17 protein-coding genes, 6 tRNA genes, 1 rRNA gene and 2 other RNA genes are annotated in these 17,348 nt (G+C 38.2%); 18 read left to right on the top strand and 8 right to left on the bottom strand.

The window, feature by feature from the left end; translation table 11 throughout:
- Position 1 precedes the first annotated feature (1 nt).
- The gene (locus ACFX4R_RS02545) at positions 2-790 is read left to right on the top strand and encodes a 2-keto-4-pentenoate hydratase (RefSeq protein WP_060745341.1); all 789 of its coding nucleotides are present in this window, start codon (positions 2-4) and stop codon (positions 788-790) included.
- Positions 791-868: 78 nt separating this feature from the next.
- Positions 869-1,072: a 4-oxalocrotonate tautomerase gene (locus tag ACFX4R_RS02550; protein ID WP_016765049.1), complete on the top strand. Its 204-nt coding sequence runs from the start codon at positions 869-871 to the stop codon at positions 1,070-1,072.
- A 117-nt stretch (positions 1,073-1,189) separates the two neighbouring features.
- Here ACFX4R_RS02550 and kynB read toward each other — a convergent pair whose 3' ends face one another.
- The 4 genes from kynB to kynU form a co-directional block, all read right to left on the bottom strand.
- Entirely contained in the window at positions 1,190-1,816 is a 627-nt protein-coding gene (kynB, locus tag ACFX4R_RS02555; protein WP_098779354.1) for an arylformamidase, read from the bottom strand.
- 31 nt (positions 1,817-1,847) lie between these two features.
- Positions 1,848-2,702 carry a tryptophan 2,3-dioxygenase gene (gene kynA / locus ACFX4R_RS02560; RefSeq protein WP_013058270.1) on the bottom strand — a complete coding sequence of 285 codons (855 nt, stop codon included), beginning with the start codon at positions 2,700-2,702 and terminating at the stop codon, positions 1,848-1,850.
- A 39-nt stretch (positions 2,703-2,741) separates the two neighbouring features.
- Complete coding sequence (locus ACFX4R_RS02565; RefSeq protein WP_377568649.1) at positions 2,742-4,184, bottom strand: amino acid permease; 1,443 nt, start codon at positions 4,182-4,184, stop codon at positions 2,742-2,744.
- Positions 4,185-4,300: 116 nt separating this feature from the next.
- Entirely contained in the window at positions 4,301-5,587 is a 1,287-nt protein-coding gene (kynU, locus tag ACFX4R_RS02570; protein ID WP_043981045.1) for a kynureninase, read from the bottom strand.
- Positions 5,588-5,776: 189 nt separating this feature from the next.
- On the opposite strand from kynU, the gene ACFX4R_RS02575 reads away from it, so the two are divergent.
- Positions 5,777-6,391 (top strand): TetR/AcrR family transcriptional regulator, encoded by a 615-nt coding sequence (locus tag ACFX4R_RS02575; RefSeq protein ID WP_013058267.1) that lies wholly within the window; start codon positions 5,777-5,779, stop codon positions 6,389-6,391.
- Between the two features lie 259 nt (positions 6,392-6,650).
- On the opposite strand, the gene ACFX4R_RS02580 is transcribed toward ACFX4R_RS02575, so the two are convergent.
- Positions 6,651-6,806 carry a hypothetical protein gene (locus ACFX4R_RS02580; protein WP_165592307.1) on the bottom strand — a complete coding sequence of 52 codons (156 nt, stop codon included), beginning with the start codon at positions 6,804-6,806 and terminating at the stop codon, positions 6,651-6,653.
- A gap of 356 nt (positions 6,807-7,162) precedes the next feature.
- Between ACFX4R_RS02580 and ACFX4R_RS02585 the strand changes: the two genes are divergently transcribed.
- From ACFX4R_RS02585 to ACFX4R_RS02640, 12 genes are all read left to right on the top strand, one after another.
- The gene (locus tag ACFX4R_RS02585; RefSeq protein WP_377568652.1) at positions 7,163-7,423 is read left to right on the top strand and encodes a hypothetical protein; all 261 of its coding nucleotides are present in this window, start codon (positions 7,163-7,165) and stop codon (positions 7,421-7,423) included.
- 526 nt (positions 7,424-7,949) lie between these two features.
- Entirely contained in the window at positions 7,950-8,129 is a 180-nt protein-coding gene (locus ACFX4R_RS02590) for a small acid-soluble spore protein H (RefSeq protein ID WP_028409545.1), read from the top strand.
- A 329-nt stretch (positions 8,130-8,458) separates the two neighbouring features.
- Positions 8,459-8,647, top strand: a non-coding RNA gene (ssrS, locus tag ACFX4R_RS02595) — 6S RNA.
- A gap of 13 nt (positions 8,648-8,660) precedes the next feature.
- An RNA gene (gene ffs / locus ACFX4R_RS02600) (signal recognition particle sRNA large type) lies at positions 8,661-8,925 on the top strand.
- A 52-nt stretch (positions 8,926-8,977) separates the two neighbouring features.
- Positions 8,978-9,093, top strand: a 5S ribosomal RNA gene (gene rrf, locus ACFX4R_RS02605).
- A gap of 125 nt (positions 9,094-9,218) precedes the next feature.
- On the top strand, positions 9,219-10,070 hold the full coding sequence (locus ACFX4R_RS02610) for a tyrosine-type recombinase/integrase (RefSeq protein WP_043981051.1): 852 nt from the start codon (positions 9,219-9,221) through the stop codon (positions 10,068-10,070).
- Positions 10,071-10,410: 340 nt separating this feature from the next.
- A tRNA-Ile gene (locus tag ACFX4R_RS02615) sits at positions 10,411-10,487 on the top strand.
- A gap of 15 nt (positions 10,488-10,502) precedes the next feature.
- A tRNA-Ser gene (locus ACFX4R_RS02620) sits at positions 10,503-10,595 on the top strand.
- An 18-nt stretch (positions 10,596-10,613) separates the two neighbouring features.
- Positions 10,614-10,690: transfer RNA gene (locus tag ACFX4R_RS02625), tRNA-Met, on the top strand.
- A 10-nt stretch (positions 10,691-10,700) separates the two neighbouring features.
- Positions 10,701-10,785 (top strand) — tRNA-Leu (locus ACFX4R_RS02630).
- A 9-nt stretch (positions 10,786-10,794) separates the two neighbouring features.
- Positions 10,795-10,871: transfer RNA gene (locus ACFX4R_RS02635), tRNA-Arg, on the top strand.
- 106 nt (positions 10,872-10,977) lie between these two features.
- Positions 10,978-11,068: transfer RNA gene (locus ACFX4R_RS02640), tRNA-Ser, on the top strand.
- A 343-nt stretch (positions 11,069-11,411) separates the two neighbouring features.
- Here the strand turns inward: ACFX4R_RS02640 and ACFX4R_RS02645 are convergent.
- Complete coding sequence (locus ACFX4R_RS02645) at positions 11,412-12,587, bottom strand: NupC/NupG family nucleoside CNT transporter (RefSeq protein WP_025750788.1); 1,176 nt, start codon at positions 12,585-12,587, stop codon at positions 11,412-11,414.
- 433 nt (positions 12,588-13,020) lie between these two features.
- On the opposite strand from ACFX4R_RS02645, the gene ACFX4R_RS02650 reads away from it, so the two are divergent.
- Positions 13,021-13,686: an MOSC domain-containing protein gene (locus ACFX4R_RS02650; RefSeq protein WP_043981053.1), complete on the top strand. Its 666-nt coding sequence runs from the start codon at positions 13,021-13,023 to the stop codon at positions 13,684-13,686.
- A gap of 58 nt (positions 13,687-13,744) precedes the next feature.
- Here ACFX4R_RS02650 and ACFX4R_RS02655 read toward each other — a convergent pair whose 3' ends face one another.
- The gene (locus tag ACFX4R_RS02655; protein WP_328143117.1) at positions 13,745-14,590 is read right to left on the bottom strand and encodes a C40 family peptidase; all 846 of its coding nucleotides are present in this window, start codon (positions 14,588-14,590) and stop codon (positions 13,745-13,747) included.
- A gap of 514 nt (positions 14,591-15,104) precedes the next feature.
- Between ACFX4R_RS02655 and ACFX4R_RS02660 the strand changes: the two genes are divergently transcribed.
- A complete protein-coding gene (locus tag ACFX4R_RS02660) occupies positions 15,105-16,019 on the top strand; it encodes a DMT family transporter (RefSeq protein ID WP_377568657.1) in 915 nt (304 codons plus the stop codon).
- Between the two features lie 48 nt (positions 16,020-16,067).
- Here the strand turns inward: ACFX4R_RS02660 and ACFX4R_RS02665 are convergent, their stop codons facing one another.
- Entirely contained in the window at positions 16,068-16,718 is a 651-nt protein-coding gene (locus ACFX4R_RS02665; RefSeq protein WP_013058258.1) for a DUF975 family protein, read from the bottom strand.
- A 193-nt stretch (positions 16,719-16,911) separates the two neighbouring features.
- Between ACFX4R_RS02665 and ACFX4R_RS02670 the strand changes: the two genes are divergently transcribed.
- Positions 16,912-17,265 carry a DUF4181 domain-containing protein gene (locus ACFX4R_RS02670; protein WP_025750793.1) on the top strand — a complete coding sequence of 118 codons (354 nt, stop codon included), beginning with the start codon at positions 16,912-16,914 and terminating at the stop codon, positions 17,263-17,265.
- The last annotated feature ends 83 nt before the right edge of the window (positions 17,266-17,348 follow it).

Genomic DNA, 17,348 nt, shown 5'->3' on the forward strand with positions numbered 1-17,348 from the left:
GATGCCTTTAACGAAAAGCGGAAATTTAGAAATCGTTGACTATCTTTTATCTGCAGAAAGAGAAGGGTATGAAGTAACAAAAGTGACGGAACGCTACCCTGATTTGACAATTGATGACGCTTACAGCTTGCAAAGACAATTGATCCAACGAAAAGTACAAGATGGTGTAAAACGAGTAGGTGTAAAGCTTGGTTTAACAAGTAAAGCTAAGCAGGAAATGATGGGGGTACATGAAGCGATTTATGGATACTTAACAAGCGACATGCTGGGATTTGAATGGGAACCTATAGCGTTTAATCAGCTGATCCATCCAAAAGCTGAGCCGGAAATTGCTTTTTTAATGGGGGAAGACCTCTGTGGAACCAACTTAACTGAAGAAGATGTTTTAAAAGCAGTAAAATATGTTGCACCAGCTCTTGAAATTATCGACAGCCGTTACTTGGATTTTAAATTTACTCTTCCTGATGTAGTAGCTGATAACTGTTCGTCTTCACGTTTTATTGTAGGGAGCAATTGGATAAAGCCTGACCAAGTGAATCTAGCTAATATCGGAATGGTAATGTCTAAAAACGGAGAGGTTGCTACGGTAGGGGCGGGTGCTGCCGTATTAGGACACCCTGCTAAAGCTGTCGCCTGGGCGGTTAATAAACTAGGTGAACATAAAGAAGGGTTGAAAAAAGGGGATATCGTATTAACTGGAGCGGTATCTGAAGCAATTTCTTTTAGATCAGGTGATAGTATCCAGGCACAGTTCGCTGATTTAGGCAGCGTATCATTCAGCTGCAGCTAACTAGAATTTTTTAATAATTATTTCATCTGAACATAAAGACCCTTTGTTGTATAGAAAACTTTAAGGGAAGTCGATAGTATGCCGATTGTACAAGTTCACCTTTTGGAAGGAAGAGAAGAAAAAGACATTAAAAACATGTTAGTAGAAGTAACCGAAGCAATTTCTAACAGCCTTGACGTTGAAAAGGAGAGAGTAAGGATTATTGTCAATGAGGTTCCATCTTCGCACTGGGGAATTGCAGGAGTATCAAGGAAAGAAATTGATATGAATAAGAAGAAATAAGTTGAAAAAATTTGATTAGCTATAATAAAAGAGCGGTATATTTATATACCGCTCTTTTTTGTATACATCGGAAATTATCTAAGGAAAAAGAATCGCTCTTTTAATAGTCGCTTTAAGTTAGTCGCTTTTTTTCAGCAGCGCGCGCACAGGACTTCCATCAGCTTCAACTAAAGGAAGAGGAGCTGCGATTAGTTCATAGTCTCCTGAAGGGATTTTATCTAGTAAAACACCTTCTAAAATGTGAATTTTATGGTATGCAAGTTCATGGTGAGCCGCTAGTTCTTTACTATCGAGTGGATCTACTGAAGGCAGATCAATGCCTAGCAGGCGAATGCCAAGCTTAGCTAAGTAAGAAGCTAAGCTTGGTTCAATGTAAGGAATGGTTTCCGGGAAAACACTTCGTTCTTGCCACGCATCTGTTCGAATCAATAAGCGTGTAACACCTTTTAAATTAACATTTGACAATTCGTTTATTCCAATGCTTTTATTAGCTGAGATATGGACAACTTTTGTACGTCCAATATATAAATCTAAGTCCAAATCTATAACCTTTTTTCCGTTATCATCGAAATGAAAAGGTGCATCGATATGAGTGCCGGTATGGATACTCATTGTTATTTTTCCAACATTTACAGAACCGGTCTCTTCTTTACTCCAATTCACTTCATAAGAAAAGGGAGTATCACCAGGCCATCCTGCTGTTTTTTCGTCTAGAGGCTGTGAAATATCAATCCATTTGCTCATTCTTACTACCTCTCTATCTTTTATAAAATATTTATAGCTTCGTTCGCAGGCTCCATAGTTCTGGGAAGAAGTGCTGATCCAGAGCTCTCTTTAAGTAATTCACTCCAGAAGATCCGCCTGTACCTTGTTTGTTTCCAATAATTCTTTCTACTGTACTCATATGACTAAATCGCCACATTTGCTGTTGATTTCCGATATCAACTAATTTTTCTGCTAACTCGTATAAGTCCCAATACTGATCAACGTTACGGTATACGGTAAGCCATGCATCCTCTACGCTGGCATTCGGTTCGTAAGGCTGTGAACAATCTCTTTGTAAAACTTCTTGATCTACCGGCAATCCGCGTTTCATAAGGGCATGAATAGCAGCATCATAGATACTAGGCTCATGAAGAGCCGTTTGCATTTTTTGATATAAATCCGCGTCATGCTGGTAAACAGAGAGTGTATGGACATTTTTATTTCCTAAAGCAAATTCTATCAGGCGATTTTGATAAGATTGAAATCCAGAAGATTGACCTAATTTATCTCTAAATTCCATGTATTCTGCCGGTGTTAGCGTAGAGAGAACACTCCAAGATTGAATTAGCTGCTGCTGAATTCTTGAAACGCGTGATAGCATTTTAAATGAAGGTTCCAGGTTATTAGCACGGATGCACTGAATAGCAGCTGTTACCTCATGTAGAATTAGTTTCATCCATAGTTCACTAGCTTGATGGATGACAATAAACAGCATTTCATCATGGTGATTAGAAAGTCTATGCTGACTAGATAATATTTTATCAAGGTGCAGGTAGTCTCCATATGACATAGCTTTCTGAAAGTCGGTTTGAAGTTCTTTCTCTAGTTCAACTGCATTGGGTGCTTTGTTATTTGTCGTTTTCATTTTGTATCCCCCTTGTTTTTATGTAAAATAACTTGAACGTTAACGTAATTCCTCTAATTCTTCTTTTAAGCTGCTATTAGCCATATCTTCTGCAAAGTGATGGTTACCTTTTCTTTTCTTAGAGATAAAATAAGCAATGGATAAGAATGCTAACCAAGGAATTCCAAACTGAAGCATAATTTTAAAATCTGTAAACCAAGTGGTAATCATTAAACCTAGTAATAAGATGGCTCCTAAAATCGTAAAATAGGGGAAGCCAAGCATTCTTACCGGTAATTTTCTTCCGCCAGATTTCTCCCATTTTTTCCGGAAGTAGAGGTGAGAAACAAATATCATAAGCCATGTGAACATAGCTCCGAACATTGAAATACCCATCATAAAGGCATATGAAGAGCTTGGGAGCAGTCCATTAACTGCTGCCGCAAGAAAAATGCCCAGGGTTGATACAGCAAGGGCCCATAGCGGTACACCTTTTTTGCTTAGTCTCCCTAAAAAAGCTGGTGCATGTTTACTTTGAGAGAGGGAGAACATCATACGTGTGGAAGCATATAACTGACTGTTCATAGCTGATAAAGCAGCCGTTAAAATAATAAAATTCATAATTCCAGAGGCAGCCGGGATATTCAGAATTTCCATTACTTTCACAAATGGACTTTTATCAACTTGAGCTGACTTCCATGGAACAATCATTAACATGATGCCTATAGTCAAAACGTAAAAAGTAGTTAAACGAAACACAGTTGCTTTTAAAGCCTTCGGAACGGCTATATCAGGCTCTTTTGCTTCTCCAGCTGTAACTGCAATCATTTCGGTTCCTAAGAAACTAAAGAGGGAAATAAAGACAGCTACCCACATTCCCCACCACCCGAAAGGAAGGAATCCACCGTCATTTACAAAATTACCTGTACCCATATTAGGACGTGCATCTGTTCCAAACAGAACATAGGACCCTAAAAGAATAAAGCCCACAATTGCACTGATTTTTATCATGGAAAACCAATACTCAAAAGTAGCAAACGTATTAACACTAGTTGCGTTTACATAGATTAGTATAGTAGCAAACACTAAAATCCAGACAATACCCGGAACGCTTGGAAACCAGTACTTCATATACACGGCTATTGCACTTACTTCTACTCCAACGGCGAGGACGTTGGCTATCCAATATGAATAGCGAACCAAAAAGCCTGCCAGGGGATGTACATATTTTTCGGAAATTGTTCCAAACGATCCGGAAGTAGGGTGGGCCACCGTCATTTCTGCCAAACACCCCATTAAAAGTAATACAACAAAAGCTCCTAAAGCATAACTAACCAATACACTAGGTCCAGCTGTTTGAATCGCAAGTCCACTGCCTAAGAACAGTCCAGTTCCAATTGCACAGCCCATCGAAATCATTGTCAATTGACTTGTTTTTAGATTTCGTTTTAATCCCTTTTCTGCGTCATCTTTGTTTGGCAATTGAGTATTGTGGGTTTTCATATTTCATCTCCCTCATAGTTTCAAAATAATGGTTTGGCTGCATATCTACGTAAAATAGCTCCCTTAAGATTTAGAAAGCGCTTACTTTTCTTGTTAAAAAACAAGTAGTTTAGCTTTTACGCCACTACTTCACGTTCATTTTTAAATTTTTCATATTCTTTATCGTTCATAATTTTCTTCAAAGTTTGTACTACTTCCCAGACTTCTGTATAAGAAGTGTAAAGAGCAACAGGAGCAAGGCGAATAATATTCGGAGCGCGGAAATCTGGAATGATACCATTCTCTTTTAATGCTTTACAAATGCGCGCTGCTTCCTTATGTTCAAGACTTACGTGCCCTCCGCGCTTTTTATCTTCTCTAGGGCTTCCAAGGGTAAAATTGAAGTCACTAAGCTCTTTTTCTAATAAATACATTAAATAATGATTGATTTTAAGAGATTTAGCTCGAATATTATCTATACCAGCCTCAGTGAAAATTTCTAGCGATCCAATTAAAGGAGCAAGACTTAAAACATGGGGTGTTCCAATTTGATAAGCACCGGCTGAATCAGCAGGTGTTAATGTGTGCTCCATATCAAACTGCTTTTCTTTTTTTGAACTAAACCAGCCTGCTAAACCAGGTGCTGTTCCAAAATGTTTTTTATTTACATATAAACCGCCTACACAGCCAGGTCCACCGTTTAAGTGCTTATAGTTACACCAATATGCAAAGTCAACATCCCATTTACTAAAGGAGTGAGGAATTGCACCAATAGAGTGGCAGCCATCAAATCCAATCAAAATTCCACGCTTGTGTGCTTCAGCCGTCAATCGTTCCATATCTAATATTTGGCCGCTGCGATAGAGTACAGTCGGTAAGATAATTAAAGCAATTTCATCGGTCATAGCCTCAATAATGTCATCTTCTTCTAAAAAACGGCCATCGCGGCTTTTTACACATATAAGGTGAGTATCTGGATTGTATCCATGGGTTCGCAGCTGACTTTGAAGCGCATAAATATCAGATGGGAAGGTCAGTTCATCAGCTAAAATCTTTGTGCGCGTTCCTTTTGGATTGTAGAAAGTAGCTACAAGCTGATGAAGGTTAACTGTTGTCGAACCAGTTACAATGACTTCTTCGCTAGAAGCCCCAACTAACGGCGCACTCATTTCACCTAATTTTTCGGACAAGGAGAACCATGGGTGTTTCCCTTGAGTCCATCCATCAATTCCTTGTTCTTTCCAATCATTTAATACTTCTATAAGTCTGCGTTCAGCTCTTTTAGAAAGAAGCCCCAATGAGTTTCCATCCATATATATGGAATCAGGCTTTAAATAAAATTCGTCACGAAAACTTGAAAGGGAGTCTTCTTGATCCAACTGTTTGGCATACTCTAATGTGGGTTTAAAGGTATTTAATTGCATAATTTTCCTCCTCTGCATTACTTAATATGTATCCTAGAAGAATCGTAACAAAGAATATGACACAGTGTCAATAATATAATTTTGAAAATTTAAAAAATAATTTTTGTAATAAATTCTCTTTATTTCTTTTCGTTTTGTGAAAACTTCTATATCCTAGAGAGTAAAACGGATAGGGAGGAAGGAGCCTTAATGAATGAAAATAACATTGAAGATAAACGGCATTTACGTTCAATAAAGACTCGACAGAAATTATTAGAAGCTGCAAGAGAAGTATTTATACAAGAAGGTTTTCACAAAGCAACTATCACTCAAATAATAAAAAAGGCAAGGGTTGGGTATGGCACTGCATACGTTCATTTCGAAGGAAAAGAAGACTTTTTAGTTGTATTAATGGAGAATGTTATGGAGAAATTTTATGAAATTGCCGAGGCTGCATTTTTACCCGCCTCTGTAAATGAAGCAGAAGAAATGATTCATAAACAAACGAACGAGTTTTTAAAAATGGCTGAAGATGAACAAAAAATGCTGCAAGTGTTTGAGCAGGCTATTGGTATTTCTCCTCTCGTTTCAGAGAAATGGAAGAACATTCGGGAAAAGTTTATTCAACGAATTTCAGAAGACATTGCCTATGCGCAGCGCAATGGATTAGCCCGTAAAGATGTACATAACGAGCTAGTAGCAAGAGGATGGTTTTTCACCAATGAAATGTACCTTTGGGAAATTGTTCGTAATGAATATGAGCATCCTGTAGAACAAATTGCTAAGAATATCGCATCTATTTACATTAAAGGGCTCTATTTATAATTTTGGTGCGTAAATTGAATTTGTTTGAAACAAGTATATAATATTCCGTTAACACTCAACATTCTCTGCAAAAAAAAGACCGTTTTCCCATATACTCTCTCACGGGTATAGATAATAGTATAAATATAATAAAGCTCACTAAACGTTGAACGTTTAGTGAGCTTTTTACTCTATGGAAAAGTATTATTTAATTTGAAGAAACCTCCGTTCAAGTCATAAATTTGAACGGAGGTTTTTTATTATCCTCGAAAGGTTAAATTTATTTTTTATTCACTTGGCGTCCACTTTTTTTCTGGCTCTGGGAAGTTGTGTTGCCAGTTTGAAATTCATTGCCTAATTCAACATCATTTCTTTTATCTTGCTTCTCTACTTGCTCTCTTGTTTGATTCTTTTTCTGTATCCCTTGTTTTGACATTACTTATCTCATCTCGCTTTCATTTAGTATTGTTTTTAATATGTGCAACTATAAGAAAAAACATATAAATTAAATAAATAATTTGTTAGTTGCTTCTGAATCAAAACCCTATTTATCACCAAGCTAACTCCGGCATATAAACAACCGAGCACATCTTACATTACTACCTACACCTCACCTAATGCAGTAATTACTCTTTTTTAGTTTTAGGGTGGACGGACAAGCTTTATGGGATTAATTTGATTTTGGAATAGGTGAGAATAGTATCGTAAAAAGGACACATAATTAGTAAAACAATTACTGTTGTTTAATGTGTCAAGAGATGAAGATTTTACTCATTTTTGGAGGAAGTTGTAATGGAGAAAGATCAAACGTTGAAAAATGCGATGAATGAATGGGCACGTGTGACTGAGGATCCACAAGTGTTAATGACTTATGAAGTAAACCAGGAATTCCAAGTAGATGAAACATTGACATTAAAAAAAGCTGAAAAGCAAGGGGAAAAAAGAGCTATTAAGAGAGTAGCATTAAGAATGCTGCAAAAAGGTATGGATAATCAAACAATATCTGAATTAACGGAGCTTACAGAAGAAGAGATTGAACAGATGCGTAAATAACGAATGTAAACCGAGGGCAGGAAGGAATAGATCCAAAACAACATTTTATTTTATTACAATAAAAAAAAGGCTACCCAAAAATAGAAAAGAGGTAGCTTGCTCTACTGAAGTAAAAGATTGAATACATTGGTTGAGTTAAAACAACTACATTATTTTAACATGTATAAAATTTTTAGTAAAACGCTATCATTTCCAGTTTTATTACCTGATTTCCTCTGCTAAAATGGAATCATAGGGATGGAAAGAGAAGGGTAGATGAGGCATATGAGTACGAGTCTATTGCTAACTTTAGGGGTTATATTTTTGGCAACAATAGCTATAGCCATTTTAATTAAGATTCCAGAAGAAGATTAAACTGAATAATAAAATGAAAAGCTATCTCAAATTATGAATGAGATAGCTTTTTTACTGCTTAATGTCTCGGTTGAAAAATTAAAATTGGTTTTATATAGAGGAATTAAATGCATAAAAATTAATTAAAAACAAATACTTTCACTGTCATAAATAAAAAGGAGGCTAGATAAAGATGGATGCACAAAGAGCACAAGAAATTGCCGATTCAGTGGACATGGCCAATGTCATACATAACGGGAAAAGCATTTACATTGAGCATGTAGACCAACAAAATGGGGTAGCTACAATTCATAACCTGGATGAACCAAATAGTAAGCAAAGTGTTTCTATAACTGAACTAACAGAACAATAATTTACTCTTAGAATAAAAAAGCCGTTTTATGTAGGCTTTTTTATTTTTCTCCCATAGGATAAGAAGAAAAATAACCGCATCAGAAAAGTGTTGTCAGATCAAGGATGTATAAAAATCTAATCGTAATGAACTTCACTTTTAAGTGGAGGACTCAATATAATGAAACACGACTCCTTATAACTTCCACCTTTCAAAGGAATCCCTTCCCAACAACAGAAAATCAAGCAAATAAGAAAACATTGAGAGTTAGGAGTTATTTTTTCGTTTATGTTGACTTCTACGAAATTTTATTGTAGGATAATCTATATCATCAATAAACACATTAAATACTTATCCTACGATGTACGTTATGCCCTATTTGTTTTGAACCGTACTGTTTATTTGGGATTCCTACATTTGTTGACTGATGCCATGCCTGTCTTTGACACAGGATCGCTGAAACGTTAATATGCGGAAACCCACCTGCGAGATCGCGGGTTCACAAAACAGATTGGGAGGACGACATAGGTGGGAATCCATTAACTATACATACCGTGCTAGACGGGGAGATGGCGGTGCCCTGTAACCTGCAATCCGCCTTAGCAGGGTTTAATTCCTAACAGAGGTATGAGTCAGGTAAGGTCTGACTTGGACAAGTGGTGTTGACAACTAGGTCCTGTACAACAGAAACCTATGAACATGGTCAGGTCCGGAAGGAAGCAGCCATAAGTAGATTCTTCTGTGTGTTGCAGCACAGCCCGGTCGAGCTAACTGTACAAGTAACGCTTATTTGATCATGTCAATGACGGGTGCACGGTGTTTTTACTTAGCAATTTTTATTTAGTGTTAAGAAAACTATCTTTAATAGGTCTGGTGGCGATAGCAGAGAGGTCACACCCGTTCCCATATCGAACACGGAAGTTAAGTTCTCTAGCGCCAACGGTAGTGGGGACTTTGTCCTTGTGAGAGTAGGACGTTGTCAGGCAAAAAAACAGCCCATCATATCAATGATGGGCTGTTTTTTTGTATATTAATTTCGTTTAAATTGATTTCTACGAAATTAAATGTTATGTTTTATGTAATTTATTAGTACATGTAGGAGGATTTAGAGTGAAAAAAAATAGCCTAGAAGTTATTCCGTTGATTGATGACTTTAGCCGATGGTTAATAGAATCAGGCAAATCTGATAATACGATTAAAACCTATCGAGCAGTGCTAAACCAATTTCATGAATGGCTTCTAAGTGAAGGTAGACATTTAGAGCAAGTAACAAGAAATAATGTCCAAACTTATATGATTAACCTTGAATCTAATAATAAAAGTGCGTCGACTATAGAAAAAGCTTTTGTCACAATTAGCGTTTTTGCACGCTTTCTTGAAAAACCAGAAATTGTTCAAAATATTGAACGTAAACCAAAAGAGAAAAATAACGAGGTTGTACCAGAGTCATTAGAAGCAAGTGAGCGTGAGCGCCTTTTATCTGAAGTAAATCAACAGGGAAACCTTCGTGATATTGCTATTGTATATACTTTATTACATACAGGGATTCGAGTATCAGAGATTTGTGCTTTGAATCATAAAGACGTAAAGATTAACAAATCTGACGGTTTTTTAATTATCCGTAATGCTAAAGGGTCTAAAAAGCGACTTGTTCCTCTTTCTACAGAAGCAAGAAATAGTTTAAAGAGATATATTGATTCACTTGATTCTAATCATGAAGCTTTATTTGTCTCTAATTTTGATAGAAGAATGTCTGCACGTACGGTTCAGTACATGTTAAAAAAATATAATGTAAATCCTCATAAATTACGTCATACTTTCTGTCATGAGTTAGTTAAGAAAGGGATAGATATTGCAACAGTTGCCGAATTAGCAGGCCATTCTGATGTGAATGTTACAAAACGATACCTAAAATCTTCTACAAGAGATTTAGAAAATGCGATTACGCAAACCTTTTTATAAAAATAAGCTCTGTAACAAGAATCATGATTCTTGTTACAGAGTTTTTTTATTTAGGTGTATGTTCCTACTTAATAATTGCAAAATTAAGTATCAAAACACAATTTACATAGATGTTGACTTCTGCGAAACTATAAGGTAAAATAATATTTGTTGGTAGCGAAACAAATATTAATTATTAACTTACTAGTGCATGTTTCATATGAAGGGGTAGCATACGGATAAATGTGACTGACTATAAATAATTTTCATACTTATTGGTGGCATAGTCAAGGTCTGCAATACCTTTATCACCGGTTCAAATCCGATTGCCGTCTCCACATTCTAATAGAGAACTTAGAAAGGACCTTTAGCTCAGCAGGTTAGAGCAGACGGCTCATAACCGTCCGGTCGTAGGTTCGAGTCCTACAAGGTCCACCATTGAACCTGAAATATGGAGGAATACCCAAGTCTGGCTGAAGGGATCGGTCTTGAAAACCGACAGGGGTGTCAAAGCCCGCGGGGGTTCGAATCCCTCTTCCTCTTCCATTATATCTTTGTTATTATCGCGGGGTGGAGCAGTTCGGTAGCTCGTCGGGCTCATAACCCGAAGGTCGCAGGTTCAAATCCTGTCCCCGCAACCATTTTTCACATGCGGATGTGGCGGAATTGGCAGACGCGCTAGACTTAGGATCTAGTGTCTTATGACGTGGGGGTTCAAGTCCCTTCATCCGCACCATTTTAGGAAGCGCCCGTAGCTCAATTGGATAGAGCGTTTGACTACGGATCAAAAGGTTAGGGGTTCGACTCCTCTCGGGCGCGCCATAAACGGGAAGCAGCTCAGTTTGGTAGAGCCCAAGTCTGATGAGGTCGGTGTCAAGCCCACTTAGGCCTACTATTATTCCACAGTATCTCAGTGGGAGATCCATACAGAGAAGTACCCAAGTGGCTCAAGGGGCTCCCCTGCTAAGGGAGTAGATCGTTAACGCGGTGCGAGGGTTCGAATCCCTTCTTCTCTGCCATTTTATAATTTTATCTGGTCCGTTGGCCAAGTGGTCGAGAAATTGTCCTTTTAAAAAGGTAACACGGGTTCGAATCCCGGACGGGTCATTACAAAAAAGGCAGTTTGCTGATAAAGCAAGCTGTCTTTTTATTGGATAAGAGATATTGCTTTAATCCATTATGTAAAACTAATTTAAATGTTATTAGAATGAAGATAAAAAGCATTTGATAATAGTGCCGATAACTCGGAGTATGTCAACAGAGATATTTAATAAATTTCAACATTGTAGAAACGCTCCAGCTATAACCCCAAAAGAACCAGCCCCAACAAAAAAGCACTCACCAAAAGTGAGTGCTTTTCCATTAAATAAACAATCCAACCATAATACCTGTTAATATCGATCCCATTGTCGCGACTAACAGCATCTTCAAGCCGAACTTCGCAACGCGTGAAGCTTGTTCGCCGTTGATTGCTTGGATCGTACCAAGAACGATACCAATTGAGCTGAAGTTTGCAAATGAGATTAAGTAAGCTGATACGATACCAACCGTTTTTTCAGAAAGGTGAGGCATCATTTTTTGGAAGTCAAGCATGGCAACGAATTCGTTTGCTACTACTTTTGTTCCCATTACGCCGCCGGCTCTCATTAGTTCATCTGCCGGAATACCCATGATAAAGGCAATTGGGTAGAAGATATAGCCTAAAATGTCTTGAACAGTTAATCCGATGACGCCGTTTAATACGTAGTTCACTAATGCTAAAAGACCAACGTACGTTACAAGCATCGCTGCTACGATTAACGCAACGCGTCCGCCGTCTAGTGCTCCGTCGCCGATTGCTTCAAACAGCGTGCCTTGCTTAGCAGGTGCTTTGATATCGACTTCGTTTTCATCTTCTACTTTTACAGGTGCAACGATAGAAGAAACAATTAAGCCAGAGAATACGTTTAGCGGAAGGGCAATTAATACGTATTCCGCCGGAATCATCTGCATGTATGCGCCTAGAATCGAACAAGAAACGGATACTAATGATGTTGTTGTAACGATAAATAAACGGTTTGGTGTTAAACCTCCGATGTGGTTTTTCACCGCAATTAGCGCCGTTGTATCACCAAAAATCATTGCGTTCACGGCTGTGAAGCTTTCAATTTGAGGAAGTCCGGTAATTTTTGAAACAAGTCCTCCGATATATTTGATCCCAAAGGGTAAAATACGAGAGTAGTTTAAAATACTTAATAATGCTGAAACGAATACAATCATAACTAACGTTTGGATAAAGAAAATGCCTTTTCCTGCAAGATCTCCAAACACGAACGAAATTCCGTCGTTACCAAATGATAAGATCTTTGTAAATACACTTGTGATAAAGTCAAGCACCTTGCGACCAATCGATGTATTCATCATAAAAGCAGAGATAGCAAGCTGGATAACCAGCATAACTGCGATGCCTTTATAGTTGATAAGTTTCCTGTCGTTCGACATGAGGAATGCAACTGCTAAGATAATTACAATCCCGATAATTCCCATTAAAATTGACATTTACTTTTCTCCTTACATGTATTCTATATTTATAAAAGAGGGACGTGCATAGAAATGACTATGTAAATCGGCCTCTATTTTATACAAAAACGGAACTTTTACGCCAATTTTGTTAAAAATGGGCAAAATTTTTTAGGCCATTGTAAAAAATGACGTAATTGTAAAATAATATTTACTATGTGCTATTATGTAAAGAAACATGCGGAGATGACATAATAACTTATATTTCGACAGCCTCTACTATCTTAAATCATTTCGAACAAAAGAAAAAGAGGAAATGAAGATATTTTTAATATAATTGTGAAATATTTTTTAAACTTTCATGATATTGCCAAGATTTTAGTGGGATACACAAAAGATAAGAACGCCATCTTTAAAATGTGGTAAAATATGACGTAATTAGTAAGGGAAAAAGGGGAAGGGAGAGGTACAAATGAATGAACGCAAAATAATTCATTTAGCAACTGGAATGCCTGAACAAATGGCTTACAGTCCTGATAAAGAAATGCGTACAGGCATATGCAAGAAGCAAGTAGACGAAACGTTTTTAGCAAAAGAAGGGTTTCAAGGCGACGGCGTAGCGAACTTAAAGTATCACGGCGGTCCGGATCGTGCGGTGTGCGTATATCCGTATGAGCACTATAAGAAATGGAACGAAGAGTTTGATACGGAGCTGCCGATGTCTGCGTTTGGAGAAAATCTTGTTGTTGCAGGCATGATTGAAAAAGACGTATGCATTGGAGACGTTTATCAAGTAGGAGACGCCGTTATTCAAGTGACGCAAGGTCGAAATCCATGCGACACGATTACAAAGAGAACGGGCGTTAAAGGGATTTTAAAACGAATGATTGAGACAAGCTATACGGGCTACCTTTGCCGCGTGCTGAAAGAAGGTACGATTACGCAAGATGCGGAAGTGAAATTGATTGAAGCTCATCCAAACCAAGTATCCGTTTGGTTTACGCTTGATTTATATTTCCATCGTTCAAAAGATGTAGAAGGGATGAAGCGGGCTTTAGAAGTAGCTGAGCTGGCTGAAGACTGGAAGCATAAATTTCAAACGCGTATTGAAAAGGCGCTTTCCGTCGCGCAGAGATAAAAAGTAAATGCCCTCTAATCGTTAGATACGTATCTAACGATTAGAGGGCATTTTTTTCTTAGAAGCGTCCGTATCCTAAGAAATGATCTTGGTAGTAAGAAACATCTAGGTCAGCTACAGCTACACCGTGTGAACCAGCATGAATCATTTGGCCGTTTCCGATGTAGATTCCCATGTGAGATGGGCCGCTTGTGTATGTGTTTTGGAAGAATACTAGATCTCCTGGTTGTGGAGACGAAATTTTTGTCGCCATGTTCCAGTAGTTGGCTACGCTTGTACGTGAAATGCTGTGACCGCTATGGTTGAACACGTATGCGATAAAGCCTGAGCAGTCAAAACCGCTTGGTGTGTTTCCTGCCCATTGGTAAGGTGATCCTACTAAACTACGTGCAACATTTACTGTGCTTCCAGAAGCCGTGCTTGTTGTTGGAGCAGGTGCTGGTGTGCTTGTTTCTTGTGCTGCAGATGTAGATGCTGTAGAAGTAGAAGTAGAAGGAGTTGATGTGCTTACACCTTTTACTTGGCTTGCGCTTGGTTTACCTGATGCAATTGTTACGTAGCTTGAGCTTTTTGAAATCCATTTGTTTGGTGCAATTTCAACTAAGCCGTTTGCTTCTTTTAAAATAGCAAACTCTTGACCTTGTGTTGCAGTTCCAACGACTGGAGATGAAAAGCTAGCTCCTTGACGAATATTTAACGCACTCACGTTTACGATGACTTTTTGATTAGTAGTAGTAGTTGCTTGTTGTTGAGGTACGCTTGGCGTTACCTTTTCTTGTACGGGTGCTGGTGCAGCGCCTCCGTCATTAGCACTTGCTGAAGTTGTGCTAAATGTTAGGGCAGCGGGAACAAGTAATGCTGCTAACCCCATATTCATAACTGTACGATTTGCTTTCTTTAGCATGTTCTTTCTCCCTTTCCATAACTTGTTTTATTCACAAGTGTGAGTCTATCAATCCTGACAGGAAAAGTAAACATCTAATTCCAAATTACGACATTTTGTAACATAGTTTTAATATTAAAGGGCGATATAAGTAGAATTGTCACCTTCTCTGTAATAATTCTGACAATTTATCTAGGTAGAAATGTTTAGGAGATTCATAGATTTATTAGAAAATATGTAAGCTAAATGAAAAAGGGGAGCAGAAACCCAGCAGCTGAATGGCTTCAGGGCTTTTAGGATGTATAAAAGCTATAGATAAAAAGTGATATCGTCACTAGCCATGCACTTTATTTTTTCTGGGTGAACACATAGAAAAGAAAGATACGCTGTCATAAAAGAAACTCAGTTACTATAACTGCTATACATAAATTACATCAAAAGCATCCAGTTGAAGTGAGCAAAAAAGAAGCGTAGTATACAAGGAGGAATGAACGCGTGAATCATTTACATTCATATATGTAGGAGTGGTTGTTGTATGAAACAGTCATCATCTTTTATTAATGGGATTCTTTTAGCTGCTCTTGTACTAATTTGGGGATTAACGTGGCCGATGTCGAAACTGGCACTTGGCTATTCATCGCCTATTTTGTTATCTGGACTGCGGTCATTAAGTGCGGGAATCATCTTATTAGCAGTCGCACTGCCAAGATATAAACAGCTTCACTGGAAGCAGAACTGGCGTAAATATATGGTGTCAGGTCTATTTAATTCAATCTTATTCTACGGTCTGCAAACGATTGGACTTATGTTTATGCCAGCAGGAGTCTTCAGCGTTATTGTCTACTTGCAGCCGGTGCTCATCGGCATCATTGCATGGCTGTGGATTGGAGAAAGCATGAACGCTGTGAAGATAGGGGGCTTGCTTCTTGGCTTTGTAGGTGTAGCTACCATCAGCACGGGAGAATTATCTGCTAATGCTTCAGCCATTGGAATTCTTTTAGCTGTCCTTACGGCACTGAGCTGGGCGATTGGAACCGTTTATATCAAGCGTATTAGCGACAGTGTAGATGGCATTTGGCTTATTACCGTTCAAAGTCTTGTCGGCGGAGTGGTTATGACAGCAGCCGGAAGCGGAGTGGAAGGATGGTCTCATATGGTGTGGAATTCATCATCTATGCTGCTGCTTTTATTTTTAGCACTGTTTTCCGTTGCTGTTGCGTGGCTCATTTATTTTTATTTAATCAGTAGAGGAGAGGCCAGCAAAGTGGCGTCCTTTAATTTTCTTGTTCTGATTATTTCAATTGTCATTGGCACGCTCTTTTTAGACGAACCGTTTACGTCGTCACTTTTTGTAGGGCTGGTGCTTATTATTATCAGTATTTATTTAGTGAATAAAAAAGCGAAGAATCAAAAGTTAAAGCCCTCTGATGGAGGAGACCAGGCAGCGTAAAGCTATCCATAAAAAAACCGTATTCGCAACTCGAATACGGTTTTTCGTTTATTCAGCGACTTCAGTTTCATTTGCTTTTAGCTTTTCATAAAATACGCCAAGCGAAGTTGTGACGTATGGAACGAGCCATAATAACCCAATGCCAAGCGTGATGATACTTAAAATTCCCCAGCCGATAAAGCTTAAAACAAGTAAAAAGTAGGTCCACTTGTAGCCGTTCATTAACCGTCTGCTTTCAGTAATAGACTGGTTGACTGAATAATCAGGGTTATCCCGGAATACGTAGTAAGCCTGTGAATAGGCAAGACTTTTGATGATGCCAGGAATGATTAATAAAATACTCCATAGCACGGTATAAATAATCGTTAGTAAGTAAAGTCCGAGGGTTCTAAAGTATAATCCCGCAGATGAAAACGAATCAAACACGTTTCCTACACGTACACTTTCTCCTCGCACCAGACGCAATAATACCCAGTAGTAAGAAAAGAAGAGCGGTACGAGCAGCAGGGATACAATATTAGCTAAGGTAGACTGAGAGTATTCGGTTTCGGACCCGCTTGGAAATCCGTTGATTAAAAAGTCAATAAGTCCTGGAATGCCGGCAGCAATTAAATACGTAACGAACGTAAGCAGTACGGCAAATCCCCAGCGGTTTTTCAGCGCTGCGAGTGCACCTTGCTTCACTTCTTTTATTCTCATAACTTGATGTCCCCCTCTAGGTGAGTTTATACAGAGAATTTAACCTGTACATTAGTCAATATATTAGCGATTTTTGAATATATGAATGCTTGCACTAATAAGTTGTGTAAAGATTTTTTAGAGCCTTGAAATTTATGGAAAGTTCTTTAAAATGGAAGTATAAGGATATTTTTGGTCGGAAGGAGGAACGGAAATGACGCTTGTGTATTTGCTGATTCTGGCAGTTGTTTATATCTTTCTGGATCTTGTCATGCGAAAAAAGCTCCATACAAAGATGAAAAAAAGCTATTGGAGAAGCTTTAAAGGAAGGCGTCCGCTGTTTGTCACAATTGAAATGGTGATGCTTGCTTCTTTTTTAGTGCTCATCTTCGTTATACCTCCAGCCTACACCTCGGTTTTTATGTTTCTTTTCTTTTTTCTCCTATACGTAATTCGAGGTTTCGAAGAATGGAAGTTTGAAAGAAAGCAAAAAGAGCACTACCACTCGTGGTTTGGTGCAACTTTTTTCTTATTTGGGACGTTTATATTACTGATGACGGATATGTAAAACAAGATTGAGACATAACGAAATAAACCACTAGAAGCACCTACATATATGAAACAACCCTACGTTCACTATACCCATGAAAA

This window comes from Priestia sp. YIM B13490, assembly GCF_042787735.1.
In the GTDB taxonomy this organism is placed as follows: Bacteria; Bacillota; Bacilli; order Bacillales; family Bacillaceae_H; genus Priestia; species Priestia megaterium.

Coding starts and splice junctions, on each gene's coding strand:
- ACFX4R_RS02545 (WP_060745341.1), top strand. CDS start 2: ATGCCTTTAACGAAAAGCGGAAATTTAGAAATCGTTGACTATCTTTTA.
- ACFX4R_RS02550 (WP_016765049.1), top strand. CDS start 869: ATGCCGATTGTACAAGTTCACCTTTTGGAAGGAAGAGAAGAAAAAGAC.
- kynB (WP_098779354.1), bottom strand. CDS start 1,816: ATGAGCAAATGGATTGATATTTCACAGCCTCTAGACGAAAAAACAGCA.
- kynA (WP_013058270.1), bottom strand. CDS start 2,702: ATGAAAACGACAAATAACAAAGCACCCAATGCAGTTGAACTAGAGAAA.
- ACFX4R_RS02565 (WP_377568649.1), bottom strand. CDS start 4,184: ATGAAAACCCACAATACTCAATTGCCAAACAAAGATGACGCAGAAAAG.
- kynU (WP_043981045.1), bottom strand. CDS start 5,587: ATGCAATTAAATACCTTTAAACCCACATTAGAGTATGCCAAACAGTTG.
- ACFX4R_RS02575 (WP_013058267.1), top strand. CDS start 5,777: ATGAATGAAAATAACATTGAAGATAAACGGCATTTACGTTCAATAAAG.
- ACFX4R_RS02580 (WP_165592307.1), bottom strand. CDS start 6,806: ATGTCAAAACAAGGGATACAGAAAAAGAATCAAACAAGAGAGCAAGTA.
- ACFX4R_RS02585 (WP_377568652.1), top strand. CDS start 7,163: ATGGAGAAAGATCAAACGTTGAAAAATGCGATGAATGAATGGGCACGT.
- ACFX4R_RS02590 (WP_028409545.1), top strand. CDS start 7,950: ATGGATGCACAAAGAGCACAAGAAATTGCCGATTCAGTGGACATGGCC.
- ACFX4R_RS02645 (WP_025750788.1), bottom strand. CDS start 12,587: ATGTCAATTTTAATGGGAATTATCGGGATTGTAATTATCTTAGCAGTT.
- ACFX4R_RS02650 (WP_043981053.1), top strand. CDS start 13,021: ATGAATGAACGCAAAATAATTCATTTAGCAACTGGAATGCCTGAACAA.
- ACFX4R_RS02655 (WP_328143117.1), bottom strand. CDS start 14,590: ATGCTAAAGAAAGCAAATCGTACAGTTATGAATATGGGGTTAGCAGCA.
- ACFX4R_RS02660 (WP_377568657.1), top strand. CDS start 15,105: ATGAAACAGTCATCATCTTTTATTAATGGGATTCTTTTAGCTGCTCTT.
- ACFX4R_RS02665 (WP_013058258.1), bottom strand. CDS start 16,718: ATGAGAATAAAAGAAGTGAAGCAAGGTGCACTCGCAGCGCTGAAAAAC.
- ACFX4R_RS02670 (WP_025750793.1), top strand. CDS start 16,912: ATGACGCTTGTGTATTTGCTGATTCTGGCAGTTGTTTATATCTTTCTG.